Origin of the sequence: Streptomyces inhibens (assembly GCF_003389455.1) — a bacterium.
In the GTDB taxonomy this organism is placed as follows: domain Bacteria; phylum Actinomycetota; class Actinomycetes; order Streptomycetales; family Streptomycetaceae; genus Streptomyces; species Streptomyces inhibens.
Window position 1 is genome coordinate 1 of record NZ_QUAC01000143.1, and the last position, 14181, is coordinate 14181.

The following is a 14181-nucleotide window of genomic DNA, read 5'->3' on the forward strand; positions in this document are numbered from 1 at the left end:
CTCATCCCCCGCCCCTCCCCCTACTGCACCACCGCCATCTCCCGCGCCGTCTGATTCAGCCGCCGCCCGCCCGACTCCGTACACGTCACGATGTCCTCGATCCGCACACCGAACCGCCCCGGCAGATAGATCCCCGGTTCGAGCGAGAAGCACATCCCGGGCACCAACGGCAGATGCTCGCCCTCGACCAGATACGGCGGCTCGTGCGTGGTCACCCCGATGCCGTGCCCGGTCCGGTGGATGAAGTACTCGCCGTACCCCGCCGCCTTGATCACCTTCCTGGCGACCCGGTCGATGTCCTGGCATGCGACGCCCGGCCGCACCGCCTCGAACGCCGCCTGCTGCGCCTCCCGCACGATGTCGTGCACCTTGCGCTCCTCGGCGCCCGGCTCCCCGACGTGCACGGTCCGCGACGTGTCCGACCCGTAGCCGTCCTTCAGACCACCGAAGTCGAGCACCACCATGTCCCCGTCCTGGATGACCCGGTCCCCCGCCTCGTGGTGCGGATTGGCGGCATTGGGGCCCGACCCCACGATCGTGAAGTCCACCTGGCTGTGCCCGTGCTCGATCAGCAGCCGCGCCAGGTCGGCCGCCACCTCGGACTCCCGCCGTCCGCCGAAGCGCACCCCGAGGATCTGCTCGTACGTCGCATCCGCGGCGGCCCCGGCCGCGGCCAGCAGCGCCACCTCATGGGCGTCCTTGACGGCGCGCAGCATCGGCAGCGACTCCGTCAGCGCGACGTACCCGCTGCCCGGCAGCGCCCGCTGCAGGCCCAGCAGATGCAGCGCCCACGTCGAGTCGGACACCCCGTAACGCCCGTTCGGCTCCACCCACTTGGCGATCTCCGCATACGGATCCGAGCCATCGGTCCACCCCGACACCTCCAGCCCTCCGGCCCCGGAGGCGCGCTCCGCATCCGGCCGCTCCAGTACGGGCACCAGCAGCCGCGGCCGCCGCCCCGGCTCGACCACCAGAGCGGTCAGCCGCTCGGAGGCGGTCGGCCGGTAGCCGCACAGCCATCCCAGGTCCGGCCCCGGCGTCACGATCAGCCCGGCCAGCCCGGAATAGGCGGCGGCCCGGCCCGCCCGCTCCATGCGCCGCTCGTAGTCCTCTTGCGTCATCGAAGTCACCATGCCGGTGAACTTACGCCGATATGCCCCCTCCGTCGTGTCAAAATCCGTCTCCCACACGCCCGTTCAGCCCACTTCATCCCTCCAGTGCCGCATGGAAGCGCTCTTCGGACGCGGCGTCCTCCCCCACAAGGACGGGACCGTCCTCGAAACGGAAGGCCGGCACCGACGGCAGTCCGAGCCGCCGCACACGGTCGAGCTCGGCACGCAGCCGCTCCCTGCCGCGCTCGTCCCCCAGGGCCCCTGGGTCCCCCGGGTCCCCCATGGCCACCCCCACCTCACCGGCCAGTCGCCGCAGCGTCTCGGCATCGGCAATGTGCAGCCCGTCGGTGAAATACGCCCGGAACAGCCGCTCGGCCATCCGCTCGCCCTTCCCCTGGGCGGACGCCCGGGACAGCAGCAGATGGGCATCGAAGGTGTTGGTGAACACGGCGCGCCCGAAGTTCAGTTCCAGGCCGTCCGCCGCGCCGATGGACGTGTCCGCCGCGACCGCGCGGGCGAACGCCTCACCGCGGTCCCGCTTGTGCTCCTCGAACAGCGGCTCGCCGGCGGCCGACGCATCCGGCCGCAGCTGGTACGGCCGGAACACGGTCACCACCTCGCCGCCGCCGTCCCGATAGCGCCGTGCGGCCCGCAGGAACCGGGTGAACCCGAGATACCCGTGGACACAGACCAGATCCGCGACGATCTCCACCCGGCGACGCGGGCGCCGCACAGCCCTCCCGCCCTTCACCACGGCAGCGGCCCGCCCACCGCGAAGTACCCGCCAGTCGGCCCATCGGCACCGATCAAGGCCATCCGCACAATGATCTCGGCGCCCTCCTCGACGGTCTGCGCACCCGTATGGCCGTTGAGGTCGGTGGCGGTGTGTCCGGGGTCGACGGCATTGATCCTGACGGTCGGGCAGGCATGGGCGTACTGCGCGGTGAGCATGTTCAGCGCCGCCTTGGACGAGCTGTACGCCGGCACCGGGCGCCACGTCGGCACGACCGCCGTATGGCCCGCCGGATCCGCGGTCACGGCCAGCGACCCCAGCCCGCTGCTGACATTCACCACCACGGGCGCCGCACCCTCCTCCAACAACGGCAGAAAGGCGTGCAGAACCCGAACGACTCCGAACACATTGGTGTCGTACACCGCCAGCATCTCGTCCGCGGTGACCTCCCGGGCCGGCCGTCCGGACCCGGCGACACCGGCGTTGTTCACCAGCACATCGAGCCGCCCGGCCTCCTCCCGTACCCGCTTCGCGGCCTCCATCACGGATGCCTCGCTGCTGACGTCCAGCAACAACGGACGCGCACCGATCAGCCGCGCGGCCTCCTCCCCGCGCCGCGCATCCCGCGCCCCCAGATAGACCTCGTGCCCGGCCTCGACCAACCGCCGCCCGGCCTCCAGCCCCAGCCCCTTGTTCCCCCCGGTGACCACCGCGACCCTCCCGCTCGCACGGCCACCGCCGCCGCCCCACGCCCCACCGACACCCTCAGCACTTCTCGTCTTCGTCATGCCCCCACCCTCTCCACCCCGCCAACGGACAGGAAGGACACGGCTCTTCCTAGGAACGCCAATACCAGGCCGGCCCCGCCGCCCCCTCCCACCGCCGCGATACTGACCCCATGACCGGCAGCCGGAGCGCACCCGAGAACAACGGCGACACCCTCGCCACCGCCCTACGCCTCTGGCGCACCCGCCTCGCCCCCGACACCACCGGCCTCCCCACCGCCCCCGGCAGCACCCGCCGCACCTCCGGCCTGCGCCGCGAGGAACTGGCCCTGCTGGCCGGCGTCTCGGTCGACTACATCGTCCGCCTGGAACAGGGCCGCGCGACCTCCCCCTCCGCCCAGATCCTCACCGCCCTCGCACGGGCCCTACGGCTCTCCGAGGCGGAGCACCACCACCTGTTCCTCCTGGCCGGACAGCCCCCACCCGCCCACGACCGGATCGAGGCCCGGCTCACCCCCGGCCTCCGCCGCCTGCTCGACCAGATGTCCGGCACCCCCATCGGCGTCTACGACGCGACCTGGACCCTCATCACCTGGAACCCGCTCTACGCAGCCCTGGTGGGCGACCCCGCCGCCCTCTCCGCACGCGAACGCAACATCCTCTGGCGCCACTTCACCGGACTCCCCGACCGCATCAGCCACACCCCCGAACAGACCGCCCGCTTCGAAGCCGCCACGGTCGCCGACCTGCGAGCGGCCACCGCCCGCTACCCCGCCGACCCCACCCTCCGCTCCCTGATCACCGACCTCCGCCGGCTCAGCCCCCGCTTCGCCGACCTCTGGGCCTCCCACATCGTCGGCACCCACTCCGCCGACACCAAAACGGTCCACCACCCCACCCTCGGCCCCCTCACCCTCGACTGCGACCTGCTCACCGCCCCCGACAGCGACCTCCGCCTGGTCCTCCTCACCGCCGCCCCCCACACCGAAGCCGCCGCCAAACTCGCGCAGCTCGCCACAGCCCCCATCACCGCACACAGCGCGCCGCCCCCGACGGGACAAGCGCACTGCTCACCGCCGGGAGCCCCTGCCGGAGGCGAACCGACGGCCTTCGCCGTACAAGCGGGACCGAATCCCTGACCAGGGGGTATTCGTTCCTGCCGGAGGGCGCTGTGCTTTCACGGTGCCCCGTCCACGATGGCGGCGACGAGGGAGGCGGTCAGCCGGTGCCAGTGGCGGGCGCCGTGGATCATCGTGTGGCCGCCGCGAGGCATGGCGAATTCGTGGACCCGGGCGCCTGACTGCCGGGCGCGTGCGCCGAGCGCCCAGGTGTCGTCGGCGCTCGTGATGCGGTCGTGCGGGTCGTGCAGCAGGGCGACGGTCCGGTTGCGTAGTTGGGCGACGGGTTCGTCGGGCGGGCACCAGGGGGCGAGGGCGACGATGCCGCGCACCGCGTGGTGGCCGCCGGTGAGCAGGGCTGCCCGGCCGCCCATGGAGTGGCCGACGAGCACCACCGGCAGATCAGGTGCCCGGACGGCCAGTTCGTCCAGTGCCTCGTGGGCGTCCCGGGCGGCGTCGGCCTGGGAACCGTTCCACCCCCGGCAGCGGTAGCGCACCGTCGCGAGCAGCAGGTTCCGCTCCCGACGGGTGCGTATGACGGCGGCTCCGAAGGGGCGCATCCGCAGTGCGGGCAGATTGAGCCTTGGCGGCGGCGCGAGCCCGTCCGCCCGCCCGCCGTGCAGGAGCACCACCGCGGCCCGTGCGGTGTCCGGGGCGCCGGCCATCTCCAGCGGGCGGTGCGCGCCCCGCCGCCCGTCCCCGCTGCCGGGGCCGGTGAGTCCGTAGGGGATCGGCCTCATCGCCGTTGTGCCTCCTGATGGGGGTGCCGGTGTGGTGGCAACGGTACGAAGCCACTGGTACGGGCGGTGTAGGCGGCTTAGCCGGGGCGGTCGGCCAGGTGGTTCTCCAGCAGCCGCTTGCCGCTGCCGTAGGCCAGCAGGTATGTCATCACCAGCGGGGAGACAAGGGAAACCGCGGCGGTCTGCGGGGCGCCGCAGGCCAGTACGTACAGCCCCCACCAGACGAGGAAGTCACCGAAGTAGTTGGGATGCCGGGTCCAGCCCCACAGGCCGCGGTCCATGATGCGGCCGTTCGCGGGGTCGGCCTTGAAGCGGGCGAGCTGGTGGTCGCCGACGCTCTCGAAGGCGAAGCCGGCGGCCCACAACAGCCCGCCGAGGACGGCGCCGGTGCCCGGCGGGGCCGGTAGCGCGGCGCGTAGGCCTCGCGGCTGCCGGGGGCCTTGGCGAGCATGCGGTCGTAGCGGGGGTCCTCGCCGTGGCCGCGCCCGCGCCGGGCGATGTGGACGGCCAGCCGCAGCACCCACACCGCCGTGAGGACGGTGATCAGCAGCCGTCGTCCGCTGGCGCCGTGGCCGGCCGGCATCGCGTACGTGACCAGGGCCACCGCGGTGAATGCCACGCCCCAGGCGGTGTTGGCCACCCGGTGCACCCCCTTGGCCAGGGCGAGCGCGAATGTGGTGAGCATGACGGCGAACGCGGCGCCGGCCGCCGCCGCGAGGTTGGCGGCGGCCGGTGAACTGCGCCGCCACACGGGCAAATGCGCGGACGGCGGCTACACCTCGTCGAGCTCGTACACCGTCCTCGGCACGGGCTGGGACCGCCGTTCGTCAGCCACTGGGCTTGAGCCACTTGGCTTGTCTTTCCGCCGGATCACCGGGACTTGGCGCCCTTGATCGCCAGTACGGCCGGCGTAGGTGCCCCGCTCTCGGCGAACTGATCGAGCGTCAAGCCTGCGTCGAGGAATGCGTGCAGCAGTTCAGGCAGGGGACGATGGGTGGCGCCGACCTTGTCGCGCACGCCCTTGTCCGTCCAGGACGCCTTGGTCCAGTGGCCGTCGAGATAGCCGGGGCGGATGACCACCGCATCGAGGTCACCGCGGTCGGCGAACCCGCCGCAGAAGCAGGGGTGGACCCCGATGTGCACGAACACGCCGCCCGGACGCAGGACCCGGGCGGCCTCACGCAGCACCTCCGGATATCGGGGCATGTCCGTGTGGACCATCACCGCGACGACGGCCGGCAGAGAACCGTCCCGGACCGGCAACCGCCCGGCGTCAGCCTGCGCGACCGGCAGCCGGTCACGCGCATGGCGAAGCATCCCGCCGGAGAGGTCGACGCCGACCGGGGTCCAGCCCAGCGCGCGGAGCCGGTCCGCATGGACGCCGGTGCCGCAGCCGATCTCCAGGCAGGTGCCGCTGCCTTCACCGAGAAGATCGTCCAGCAGCACGTCAAGGCCCAGAGGGTGACCGTCCCCCGTGCCGGCGCGCGGGCGGGCGAGGAACTCGGTCTCGTACCAGTCAGCGATCTCGTCGTACGCCGCCATCGACACCATCTCCACCTCCGCGCCCCGGCCCGGCCGCCCAGGGGCCTGGGCGGCCGTTCCTGCAATGGCTGCCCACACGAGCCGACCCTGCCCGGGGTTCCGCCCGAGGCAGAACCGCTCGGCTCGGTTTCGGCCTGCCGCTCATCCCGATGTGACGGCCGATCCGCCCGCCAGGGCCGAACCCGCCGACCTCTGAACGTCCAGATCTCGTAAACGTCCAGATCTCGTAAACGTCTAGATCCAGCCATCGGGGACGCGCCCCTGCGTCCCGGCCGACGGCTGCCGACCCCGCCCCGCTGGTCACACTGCGTTACCTCGCCGTCATAGTGGCCGGCAATGCGCCCGATGTGATCCACAAAGCCCGTTCAGCGACCGACGCGGAGCATCGGTGATGCCTCGATGTCACCCAGCAGGTTGCTCGGATCGAATAACGATTCCATTACCGCAATCGACAATTTGCCAGGTCATGTGAGCTTTTGACCGATTCACCCTGTGACCCGCGCCACGCTGGCTGATTTTCACCCGTGGTACATCTTCACGACCGCCTGACGGACGTCACCCATGTCCGCGTAGGGGGCGCTTGAGTCGGCCGATCGCCGGCATGCAACTCCATCAGCATCCGGGGGGATCGAAACCCGATCCGTCGCCAAGCGAGGCGCGGGTCGGCATGGAGCGGAAAGGCGCACCACACATGACCTCAACGCAGGTCGACACGAACCTCGGCGACGGCAATGGGGCCTCGGGCACCACACCGGAAGAGGGCTACGAGCGGGGTCTCGGCAGCCGTCAGGTCCAGATGATCGCCATCGGCGGCGCCATCGGCGTCGGCCTCTTCCTGGGCGCGGGCGCGAACATCGCGAAGGCCGGGCCCAGCCTCATCCTCATGTACGCCCTCGCCGGCGTGATCGTCTTCTTCATCATGCGGGCACTCGGCGAGCTGCTCCTGTATCGCCCTGTGTCGGGTTCCTTCGCGGAGTACGCCCGCGAGTTCCTCGGTCCGTTCTTCGGGTTCGTGACGGGCTGGACGTACTGGCTCATGTGGGTCGTCACAGGCATGGCCGAGCTGACGGCCGCCGCGATCTACGTGCACTTCTGGTTCCCGCAAGTCCCTCAATGGGTCACCGCGCTGGTCTTCCTGGTCGTGCTGTACGTGGCCAACCTGATCTCCGTGAAGATCTTCGGTGAGATCGAGTTCTGGTTCTCGATGGTCAAGGTCACCGCGCTGGTCGGCATGATCGTGATCGGTCTCGGCGTCGTCACCTTCGGCTTCAGCCAGGCGGGAGACACCGCTGCGGTCTCCAACATCTGGGCCCACAACGGGATCTTCCCCAACGGCATCGGCTCCAGCCTCATGACCCTCCAGGGCGTCATGTTCGCCTACCTCGCCGTCGAGCTCGTCGGTGTCACCGCGGGTGAGTCCGAGAACCCGGAGAAGACCCTGCCCAAGGCCATCAACACGCTGCCGTTCCGCATCATCGTCTTCTACGTCGGTGCGCTGAGCGTGATCCTGATGGTCGTCAAGTGGACGGAGTTCCAGCCGGGCGTCAGCCCGTTCGTGGCCGCCTTCGCGAAGATCGGCATCCCGGCCGGTGCGGCGATCATCAACTTCGTCGTACTGACCGCCGCGCTGTCGTCCTGCAACTCGGGTATGTACTCCACCGGGCGCATGCTCCGCGACCTCGCCGCCAACAGCGAGGCCCCGAAGGCGCTCGGCAGGCTGAGCTCCACCAAGACCCCGGCCATCGGCATCACCCTCTCCGCCGCCCTCATGGGCATCGGCGTGGTCCTCAACTACGTCGTCCCGGAGAAGGCGTTCGGCTACGTCACCTCGGTGGCCACCGCGGCCGGCATCTGGACCTGGCTGATGATCCTCGTCAGCCACATCCTCTACCGCCGCGCGGTCGTCGCCGGCCGTCTGCCCGCCTCGTCCTTCCCGGCGCCGGGCGGCACGGTGTGCAGCTGGATCGCGGTGGCGTTCCTGCTCCTGGTGACCGGGCTGATCGCCATCGACCCGGACAGCCGCGTGTCGCTGTACGTGGGTGCCGGCTGGGCCGTGTGCCTGGCGATCGGCTGGGCCGTCCTCAAGTCGCGCAACCCGCACATCGCGGCGAAGGTGACGCCCCAGGACAAGCAGCTGGAGACCACCGGACAGCCCCGCGGCTGAACGGCACGGCACGGGCTCCTAAGGTCCCGGTAGACGGCCCTCGACGCCGTCACATTCCCTGACGGGGCGCCCAGGCACAGCCGCCTGGGCGCCCCGTCGGCTTTGCACGGCGGCCCCGAGAGACGCACAGCGGCGGGGGGCGTGGGCGTGGGCAACCAGCAGACCGCAGCGCCCTCGGCGGTGATCGCCTGGGAGAACGCCGTGAGCCGGGAACACCCCCGAAATCCTCTACCGGTGCCCTTGGGGCGGGCAGAACCGCCCGCCCGGGAACAGATGAAGCGGGGGCGTTCCTACTGGAGCATGCCCTCGATGAGTTCCGTGTTCACCGAGGAGACGCCGGTCGTGGTGATACCGGACGCCGTGCCGGGGAGGCGGAGCGAGCCGTCGACGATGCCGGTGACATACAGGTCGGCGTGGCCGTCACGGTCGGTGTCGCGGAGGCGGACGGTGGAGCCGAAGCAGTCGTTCCACGCGACGGAGCCCGGTACGCCGGGGGTGTTGCGGGCGAACCACTGGGAGCCGGTGCCGGTGATGCCGTTCGCGCTGCCGCGCAGGACATGGACGCCGCCCTCGGTCGTCTGTTTGTCGATCTTCTCTCCGAACGCGCCGATCGCCAGGTCCTTGTAGCCGTCGCCGTTGACGTCGGCGGCCGAGATGGAGGAGCCGAACATGTCGCCGGCCTCGGGTGTGCCGGCGACGCCGCTGGTGGCCTGGGTGATGCGGGCGCTGGTGGCGGGGCCGGTGGAGGAGCCGTACCAGAGCGACACCCGGCCCTGGTCACCGCCGTACATCATGGTGCCGACCGCGAGGTCCCCGTAGCCGTCCTTGTTGAAGTCGGCGATCACCCCTGCCTCTTCGCCGGCGTCCCCGTAGTTCGTGACGAGGCGCAGGGTCTTGCCCGAGGTCAGCGTGGAGCCGCCCTTGATGAACCAGGCGTCCGTACCGAAGTCGTCCGGGGCGTCGACGAGCCCGACGATCACCAGATCGGTCTTGGAGTCACCGTTCATGTTGCCGGCGACAAGGGACCTGGAGGCGAAGCTCGACGACGACTTGTCGAGGGTGGAGACCGAACCGGCAACACCGGAAGGGGTGATGGAACCGCGGTAGACATAGGTCTTGCCCGCGCTGATCGCGGCGAGGTCCTTCTTGCCGTCCCCGTTGAAGTCTCCGGCGGCGAGGTCCCGGCCGAAGTGGCCGTCGGACTGCTTGGCGCCCATGTTGGGGATCGCGGTGCCGCCGGTGAGGCCGCCCGCACTGCCCCACAGGACGGTGACGGAGCCCTGTTCCGTACGCCCGTCGATGTCCTCGCCGTACGCCGTCACCGCCAGGTCCGCGTAGCCATCGGCGTTGAAGTCGGCGGGGGCCATGACACCGCCGAACAGGTCGCCGTCCTCGTCGGCGCCGGGGACGCCGGGGCTGGACTGGTCGATCACCTGGGTCCGGGTGCCGGGCCCGGTGGCGGTGCCGAAGGTGATCAGGACGCCGCCGCCCGGGCTGTGGCCAGGCGAGTAGGTGGCGTAGTCGCGGTAGCCGTCGCCGTTGAAGTCGTCCGCGTACTTGGCAGCGGCCGCGCTCGCGGCGGGTGCCGTGAAGACGGGGACGAGGGCCGCCACGAGGAGCGCCGCGCAGGCTGCGGGGCGAATGCGCATGAAATGTCTCTCCCGATATTTCCGTGCGACCGCCCGTGTGCCAGGAGATGCCCCAGCGACACGAGTCGGTTGACGAACAGGAGACAGCGGGCGAGGAGCGAAGGTTGCAGGGGGAACGAAGAAATGTTCGGGGCTGGAGGCACCCGGCATCCTCGGCCGCGATCTGCAACCTGCGCCCCGGCGCCGCGACCGTCGCCCACACGGCCGGAGCCGACCTGAAGGCCATTCAGGAGATGCTCGACCACTCCCCCATATCGCGATCACCCCGGATACGCACACGAGCCTGCCGTGCCGGAGCTCGCCGCCCCATCCGCCCCCGCACCGCCCACACACCGCTCACGCAGTCGGCCCCGGACGAGGAGTCCGGGGCCGACCAGAACGCTCCCACGGAAAGACCCGCAGCTCACAGCATCCCTGAGCAGAGCCCCCTGTCGGATTCGAACCGACGACCTTCGCTTTACAAGAGCGGTGCTCTGGCCAGCTGAGCTAAGGAGGCGTGCGGAAGAAGTGTACCCAGGCGCACCGGGTGCCGGTCTCACGAATTCGTGAGTGCAGGGCTACTGACACGGGCGCCCGCCCCAGGTAGCGTCACGCGGAGTCCACAGCGGTGGACCACATCACTCCTTTTACTCGGATCGTCCGGCACGTTCCTGCCGGTGAAGGGACTCATCACCATGGCTACGGTCACGTATGACCAGGCAACCCGTATCTACCCGGGTTCCGACAAGCCCGCCGTCGACAGATTGGACATCGCGATCGAGGACGGCGAATTTCTCGTCCTGGTCGGCCCCTCCGGATGCGGCAAGTCCACCTCGCTGCGGATGCTCGCGGGGCTGGAGGACGTCGACGGAGGCGCCATCCGCATCGGGGACCGCGATGTCACCCACCTTCCGCCCAAGGACCGGGACATCGCCATGGTGTTCCAGAACTACGCGCTCTACCCGCACATGACGGTCGCCGACAACATGGGCTTCGCGCTCAAGATCGCCGGCGTGCCGAAGGCCGAGATCCGGCAGAAGGTCGAGGACGCGGCCAAGATCCTGGACCTGACGGAGTACCTGGGGCGCAAGCCCAAGGCGCTGTCCGGTGGTCAGCGGCAGCGCGTCGCGATGGGCCGGGCGATCGTGCGTGAGCCGCAGGTCTTCCTCATGGACGAGCCGCTGTCCAACCTGGACGCGAAGCTGCGCGTGCAGACCCGTACGCAGATCGCGGGGCTGCAGCGCCGGCTCGGGATCACGACGGTCTACGTCACCCACGACCAGGTCGAGGCCATGACGATGGGCGACCGCGTCGCCGTCCTCAAGGACGGGCTGCTCCAGCAGGTCGACTCGCCGCGGAACATGTACGACCGTCCGGCGAACCTGTTCGTGGCGGGCTTCATCGGGTCGCCCGCGATGAACCTGGTGGAGGTGCCGATCACCGATGGTGGTGTGAAGTTCGGCAACAGCGTCGTGCCGGTCAACCGTGAGGCGCTGTCCACGGCCGCCGACAACGGTGACCGGACGGTGACGGTGGGCGTGCGCCCCGAGCACTTCGACATCGTCGAGCAGAACGGCGCCGCCGCGAAGTCGCTGTCCAAGGAGACCGCGGACGCGCCGGCCGGTCTGGCCGTCACGGTCAATGTCGTCGAGGAGCTCGGCGCCGACGGCTATGTGTACGGCACGGCGGAGGTCGGCGGCGAGGTCAAGGACCTGGTCGTACGGGTCGACGGCCGCCAGGTCCCGGCCAAGGGCACCCAGCTGCACGTCGTGCCGCGGCCGGGCGAGACGCATGTGTTCTCGACGTCGTCCGGGGAGCGTCTCACCGACTGAGGTGGGTGTGCGACCCGCTGAGGCGGGTGCGCGGCCCCACTGAGCGGATGTGGGAGTAGAGCGGCGGCGAGGCGGGTAGTTACCGGCCTCGCCGCCGCTGCGTTTCCGGGGAGCGTCCGGCGAACGCATGGTCGCCCCCGCAGGGACAGAACCGGCTTTTCGTACCAGTGCGTCAACATCACAACCGCACCGACTAGCCATTACGTCCCCCGATAAGGTGACCAAATGTCGCCAAATCATCACTGCTCGCTACCATCTCGACCGTGAACTCCGCAGCCCGCCACATTGGCAGAACTCTCGCCCTCGTCCTCCCCGTTGTCCTCGTGCTGTCGGGAACCCTCGCGGTCACCCGGGTCCCATGGGCGTCGACGGCCACCGACTCGCAGGTGCTGACCGCGTCCTCCGGCAAGGCCGCCACCAAGGCGAGCCCGCGCGCCCCCGAGGAGGCCCTGCGCCGGCGCCTCCTCGTCGAGCTCCAGAAGGAGGATCCCGGCGTCGCCCTGACCCACCTCCAGGAGGCGACCACCAAGCGGCCCTCACTGGCCAAGCACTGCGTGTCCATCGCCCGTGACCTCGGCCGTGCCGCGGTCGCCAAGTACGGTGCCGCACACCGCGCCCAGGCCTACTCCCGCCCGGTCTGCGACACCTCCTTCGCCACCGGCGTCGCCGCGGCCCAGTGACCCCCACTCGCACCGCATAGGGTGCGAACCATGACAGGCGCCCCGCATCCGTACCCCACGCAGGCCGTGGTCCTGGCCGGTGGCCAGGGCTCACGTCTCCGCCCGTATACCGACGACCGCCCCAAGCCGATGGTCGAGATCCCCGGCACCGGGACCCCGATCATCGGCCATCAGCTGAACTGGCTGGCCGAAGAGGGCGTCACGGACGCCGTCGTCTCCTGCGGCCACCTCGCCGAGGTGCTCCAGGACTGGCTGGCACAGGCCCAACTGCCGTTGCGCGTCACGACCGTTGTCGAGACCGAGCCGCTGGGCCGCGGCGGCGGCCTCAAGTACGCCGCCGGCTCACTCCCCCGCCCGGACGAGCCCTGGTACGCCACCAACGGCGACATCTGGACCCGCTTCCCGCTCCGCGAGATGGCCGCCTTCCACTACGAACGCGACGCCGAGGCCACCCTCGCGCTGGCCCGCCCCCGTATCCCCTGGGGCGCCGTGGAGACCGACGCGTTCGGGCATGTCCTGGACTTCATCGAGTCGCCGCCCTCGCCGTATCTGATCAACGCCGGCGTCTATGTCTTCTCCGCCGCCTTCGCGGATCTGCTCCCCACCCGCGGCGACCACGAGCGCACCACCTTCCCGCGCCTCGCCCGCGAACGCCGACTGGCCGGCTTCCCGCTCCCCCAGGGGGCCTACTGGCGCGCCATCGACACGGCGAAGGACCTCATCGAGGCCGCCAAGGAGCTGAGCGCGCAGGGGCGTTGAGGGGCGGTGGGCAGCATCCGGCGGCTGGAGGGCTGAGGGGCTGAGGCGCCCTGGAAGCCCGTGTGAGTCCCGTACGTCGTTGACTGGGGCTGTGGGGTGGCTTCTGTGGCTCCGACGCCACCACTGGGCCTGTGAGGCCCCCGCACGTCGTCCCCGGGGGTCCCTGGGATCCCTGCGAGACTCCGGGCTCCGTACGGCGCGGAGCCGCCACGTACGGGCGGCGGAGGCACTGTACGCGGCCTCCCCCCCCCCAGGCCACCACAGGCCGTCGGCCCTCGCCTGCCTGGCCCGAAGGTGACCTCCCCGGCCGTCCGACCGTCCGCCTAGCCGTCCGTCCCGAGGTCATTCGCTGCCGCCCGTCCGTCCCGAGGTCATTCGCTGCCGGCCGCCGGCCTTCGGGCTTCCGCCGCTGCCTGCCCCGAACGCGGAGCCACGCGCTACGCCGGCGACGTACTACGCCGGTGCGCTACGCCGACGACGTACTACGCCCACGCGCTACGCCGACGACGTACTACGCCCACGCGTTGCGCCGACGACGTACTACGCCCACGCGTTGCGCCGACGCACACCGCCCGCCCACTACACCCACGTACCGCACCCGCTCACTACACCCGCCCACCCCCCGAAGGGGGGTGGGCGGCGGGGAAAAGATTGGGGGCGGCGGGGCAAACAGCCGGGGATGGGCAGCGGGCCAAACAGCCGGGGATGGGCAGCGGGCCAAACAGCCGGGGATGGGCAGCGGGCCAAACAGGCGGGCGCGGCGGGGCAAGGATGGGGGCAGCGGGGCAAACAGGCGGGCGCGGCGGGGCAAGGATGGGGGCAGCGGGACAAACAGGCGGGGCGCAGCGGGGCAAACAGGCGGGGCGCGGCGGCGCAAGGATGGGGGCAGTGGGGCAAACAGGCACGGATGGGCGGCGGGGCAACCGGTTCGGGGTGAGCGGCGGGGCAACCGGTTGTGGGCGGGCGGTGGGAAAAACAGACGGGAGTGAGCAACGGGGCAATCGGTTGTCGGTGAGCGGCGGGAAAAACAGACGAGGGTGGCCGGCGGGAAAAGACACACACGGATGGGCGGCGGGCCAAACAGGCGGGGCGGGGCAGCGTGGCGCAGACACCGCCCAACAACCAGCGAGCCCCCCACCCCCACCCCA

At 70.7% G+C, this 14181-nt stretch carries 11 protein-coding genes, 1 tRNA gene and 1 pseudogene; 5 read left to right on the top strand and 8 right to left on the bottom strand.

Translation table 11 applies throughout. From position 1 onward, the window contains the following. Window positions 1-20: 20 nt before the first annotated feature. The 3 genes from DY245_RS18325 to DY245_RS18335 form a co-directional block, all read right to left on the bottom strand. Window positions 21-1121: an aminopeptidase P family protein gene (locus DY245_RS18325; RefSeq protein ID WP_128508340.1), complete on the bottom strand. Its 1101-nt coding sequence runs from the start codon at window positions 1119-1121 to the stop codon at window positions 21-23. Between the two features lie 85 nt (window positions 1122-1206). Next, window positions 1207-1845 (bottom strand): DsbA family oxidoreductase, encoded by a 639-nt coding sequence (locus DY245_RS18330; protein WP_128508341.1) that lies wholly within the window; start codon window positions 1843-1845, stop codon window positions 1207-1209. 14 nt (window positions 1846-1859) lie between these two features. Then, entirely contained in the window at window positions 1860-2633 is a 774-nt protein-coding gene (locus DY245_RS18335; RefSeq protein WP_128508342.1) for an SDR family NAD(P)-dependent oxidoreductase, read from the bottom strand. A gap of 110 nt (window positions 2634-2743) precedes the next feature. Here DY245_RS18335 and DY245_RS18340 point away from each other — a divergent pair, with 110 nt between their 5' ends. Next, window positions 2744-3709 (top strand): helix-turn-helix domain-containing protein, encoded by a 966-nt coding sequence (locus DY245_RS18340; RefSeq protein WP_128508343.1) that lies wholly within the window; start codon window positions 2744-2746, stop codon window positions 3707-3709. 38 nt (window positions 3710-3747) lie between these two features. Here the strand turns inward: DY245_RS18340 and DY245_RS18345 are convergent, their stop codons facing one another. The 3 genes and pseudogenes from DY245_RS18345 to DY245_RS18355 all read right to left on the bottom strand — a co-directional run bounded on the left by DY245_RS18345 (window position 3748) and on the right by DY245_RS18355 (window position 6048). Further along, a complete protein-coding gene (locus tag DY245_RS18345) occupies window positions 3748-4428 on the bottom strand; it encodes an alpha/beta hydrolase (RefSeq protein ID WP_181923741.1) in 681 nt (226 codons plus the stop codon). Between the two features lie 77 nt (window positions 4429-4505). After that, a pseudogene (locus tag DY245_RS18350) lies at window positions 4506-5179 on the bottom strand (DUF1295 domain-containing protein). Window positions 5180-5298: 119 nt separating this feature from the next. After that, a complete protein-coding gene (locus DY245_RS18355; RefSeq protein ID WP_220377909.1) occupies window positions 5299-6048 on the bottom strand; it encodes a class I SAM-dependent methyltransferase in 750 nt (249 codons plus the stop codon). Window positions 6049-6661: 613 nt separating this feature from the next. Between DY245_RS18355 and DY245_RS18360 the strand changes: the two genes are divergently transcribed. After that, window positions 6662-8134 carry an amino acid permease gene (locus DY245_RS18360; RefSeq protein ID WP_128508344.1) on the top strand — a complete coding sequence of 491 codons (1473 nt, stop codon included), beginning with the start codon at window positions 6662-6664 and terminating at the stop codon, window positions 8132-8134. A 290-nt stretch (window positions 8135-8424) separates the two neighbouring features. On the opposite strand, the gene DY245_RS18365 is transcribed toward DY245_RS18360, so the two are convergent. Next, window positions 8425-9783: an FG-GAP-like repeat-containing protein gene (locus tag DY245_RS18365; RefSeq protein WP_128508345.1), complete on the bottom strand. Its 1359-nt coding sequence runs from the start codon at window positions 9781-9783 to the stop codon at window positions 8425-8427. A 422-nt stretch (window positions 9784-10205) separates the two neighbouring features. Continuing rightward, a tRNA-Thr gene (locus DY245_RS18375) sits at window positions 10206-10279 on the bottom strand. Between the two features lie 178 nt (window positions 10280-10457). On the opposite strand from DY245_RS18375, the gene DY245_RS18380 reads away from it, so the two are divergent. The 3 genes from DY245_RS18380 to DY245_RS18390 all read left to right on the top strand — a co-directional run bounded on the left by DY245_RS18380 (window position 10458) and on the right by DY245_RS18390 (window position 13033). Beyond that, window positions 10458-11594: an ABC transporter ATP-binding protein gene (locus tag DY245_RS18380; RefSeq protein WP_128508346.1), complete on the top strand. Its 1137-nt coding sequence runs from the start codon at window positions 10458-10460 to the stop codon at window positions 11592-11594. A 263-nt stretch (window positions 11595-11857) separates the two neighbouring features. Next, the gene (locus DY245_RS18385; protein ID WP_128508347.1) at window positions 11858-12274 is read left to right on the top strand and encodes a hypothetical protein; all 417 of its coding nucleotides are present in this window, start codon (window positions 11858-11860) and stop codon (window positions 12272-12274) included. Window positions 12275-12304: 30 nt separating this feature from the next. After that, window positions 12305-13033 carry a nucleotidyltransferase family protein gene (locus DY245_RS18390; RefSeq protein WP_128508348.1) on the top strand — a complete coding sequence of 243 codons (729 nt, stop codon included), beginning with the start codon at window positions 12305-12307 and terminating at the stop codon, window positions 13031-13033. The last annotated feature ends 1148 nt before the right edge of the window (window positions 13034-14181 follow it).

What these genes read in the sequence shown, in the direction of transcription:
- DY245_RS18325 (WP_128508340.1), bottom strand. Translation starts at nt 1,121, where the DNA reads ATGACGCAAGAGGACTACGAGCGGCGCATGGAGCGGGCGGGCCGGGCC.
- DY245_RS18335 (WP_128508342.1), bottom strand. Translation starts at nt 2,633, where the DNA reads ATGACGAAGACGAGAAGTGCTGAGGGTGTCGGTGGGGCGTGGGGCGGC.
- DY245_RS18340 (WP_128508343.1), top strand. Translation starts at nt 2,744, where the DNA reads ATGACCGGCAGCCGGAGCGCACCCGAGAACAACGGCGACACCCTCGCC.
- DY245_RS18345 (WP_181923741.1), bottom strand. Translation starts at nt 4,428, where the DNA reads ATGAGGCCGATCCCCTACGGACTCACCGGCCCCGGCAGCGGGGACGGG.
- DY245_RS18360 (WP_128508344.1), top strand. Translation starts at nt 6,662, where the DNA reads ATGACCTCAACGCAGGTCGACACGAACCTCGGCGACGGCAATGGGGCC.
- DY245_RS18365 (WP_128508345.1), bottom strand. Translation starts at nt 9,783, where the DNA reads ATGCGCATTCGCCCCGCAGCCTGCGCGGCGCTCCTCGTGGCGGCCCTC.
- DY245_RS18380 (WP_128508346.1), top strand. Translation starts at nt 10,458, where the DNA reads ATGGCTACGGTCACGTATGACCAGGCAACCCGTATCTACCCGGGTTCC.
- DY245_RS18390 (WP_128508348.1), top strand. Translation starts at nt 12,305, where the DNA reads ATGACAGGCGCCCCGCATCCGTACCCCACGCAGGCCGTGGTCCTGGCC.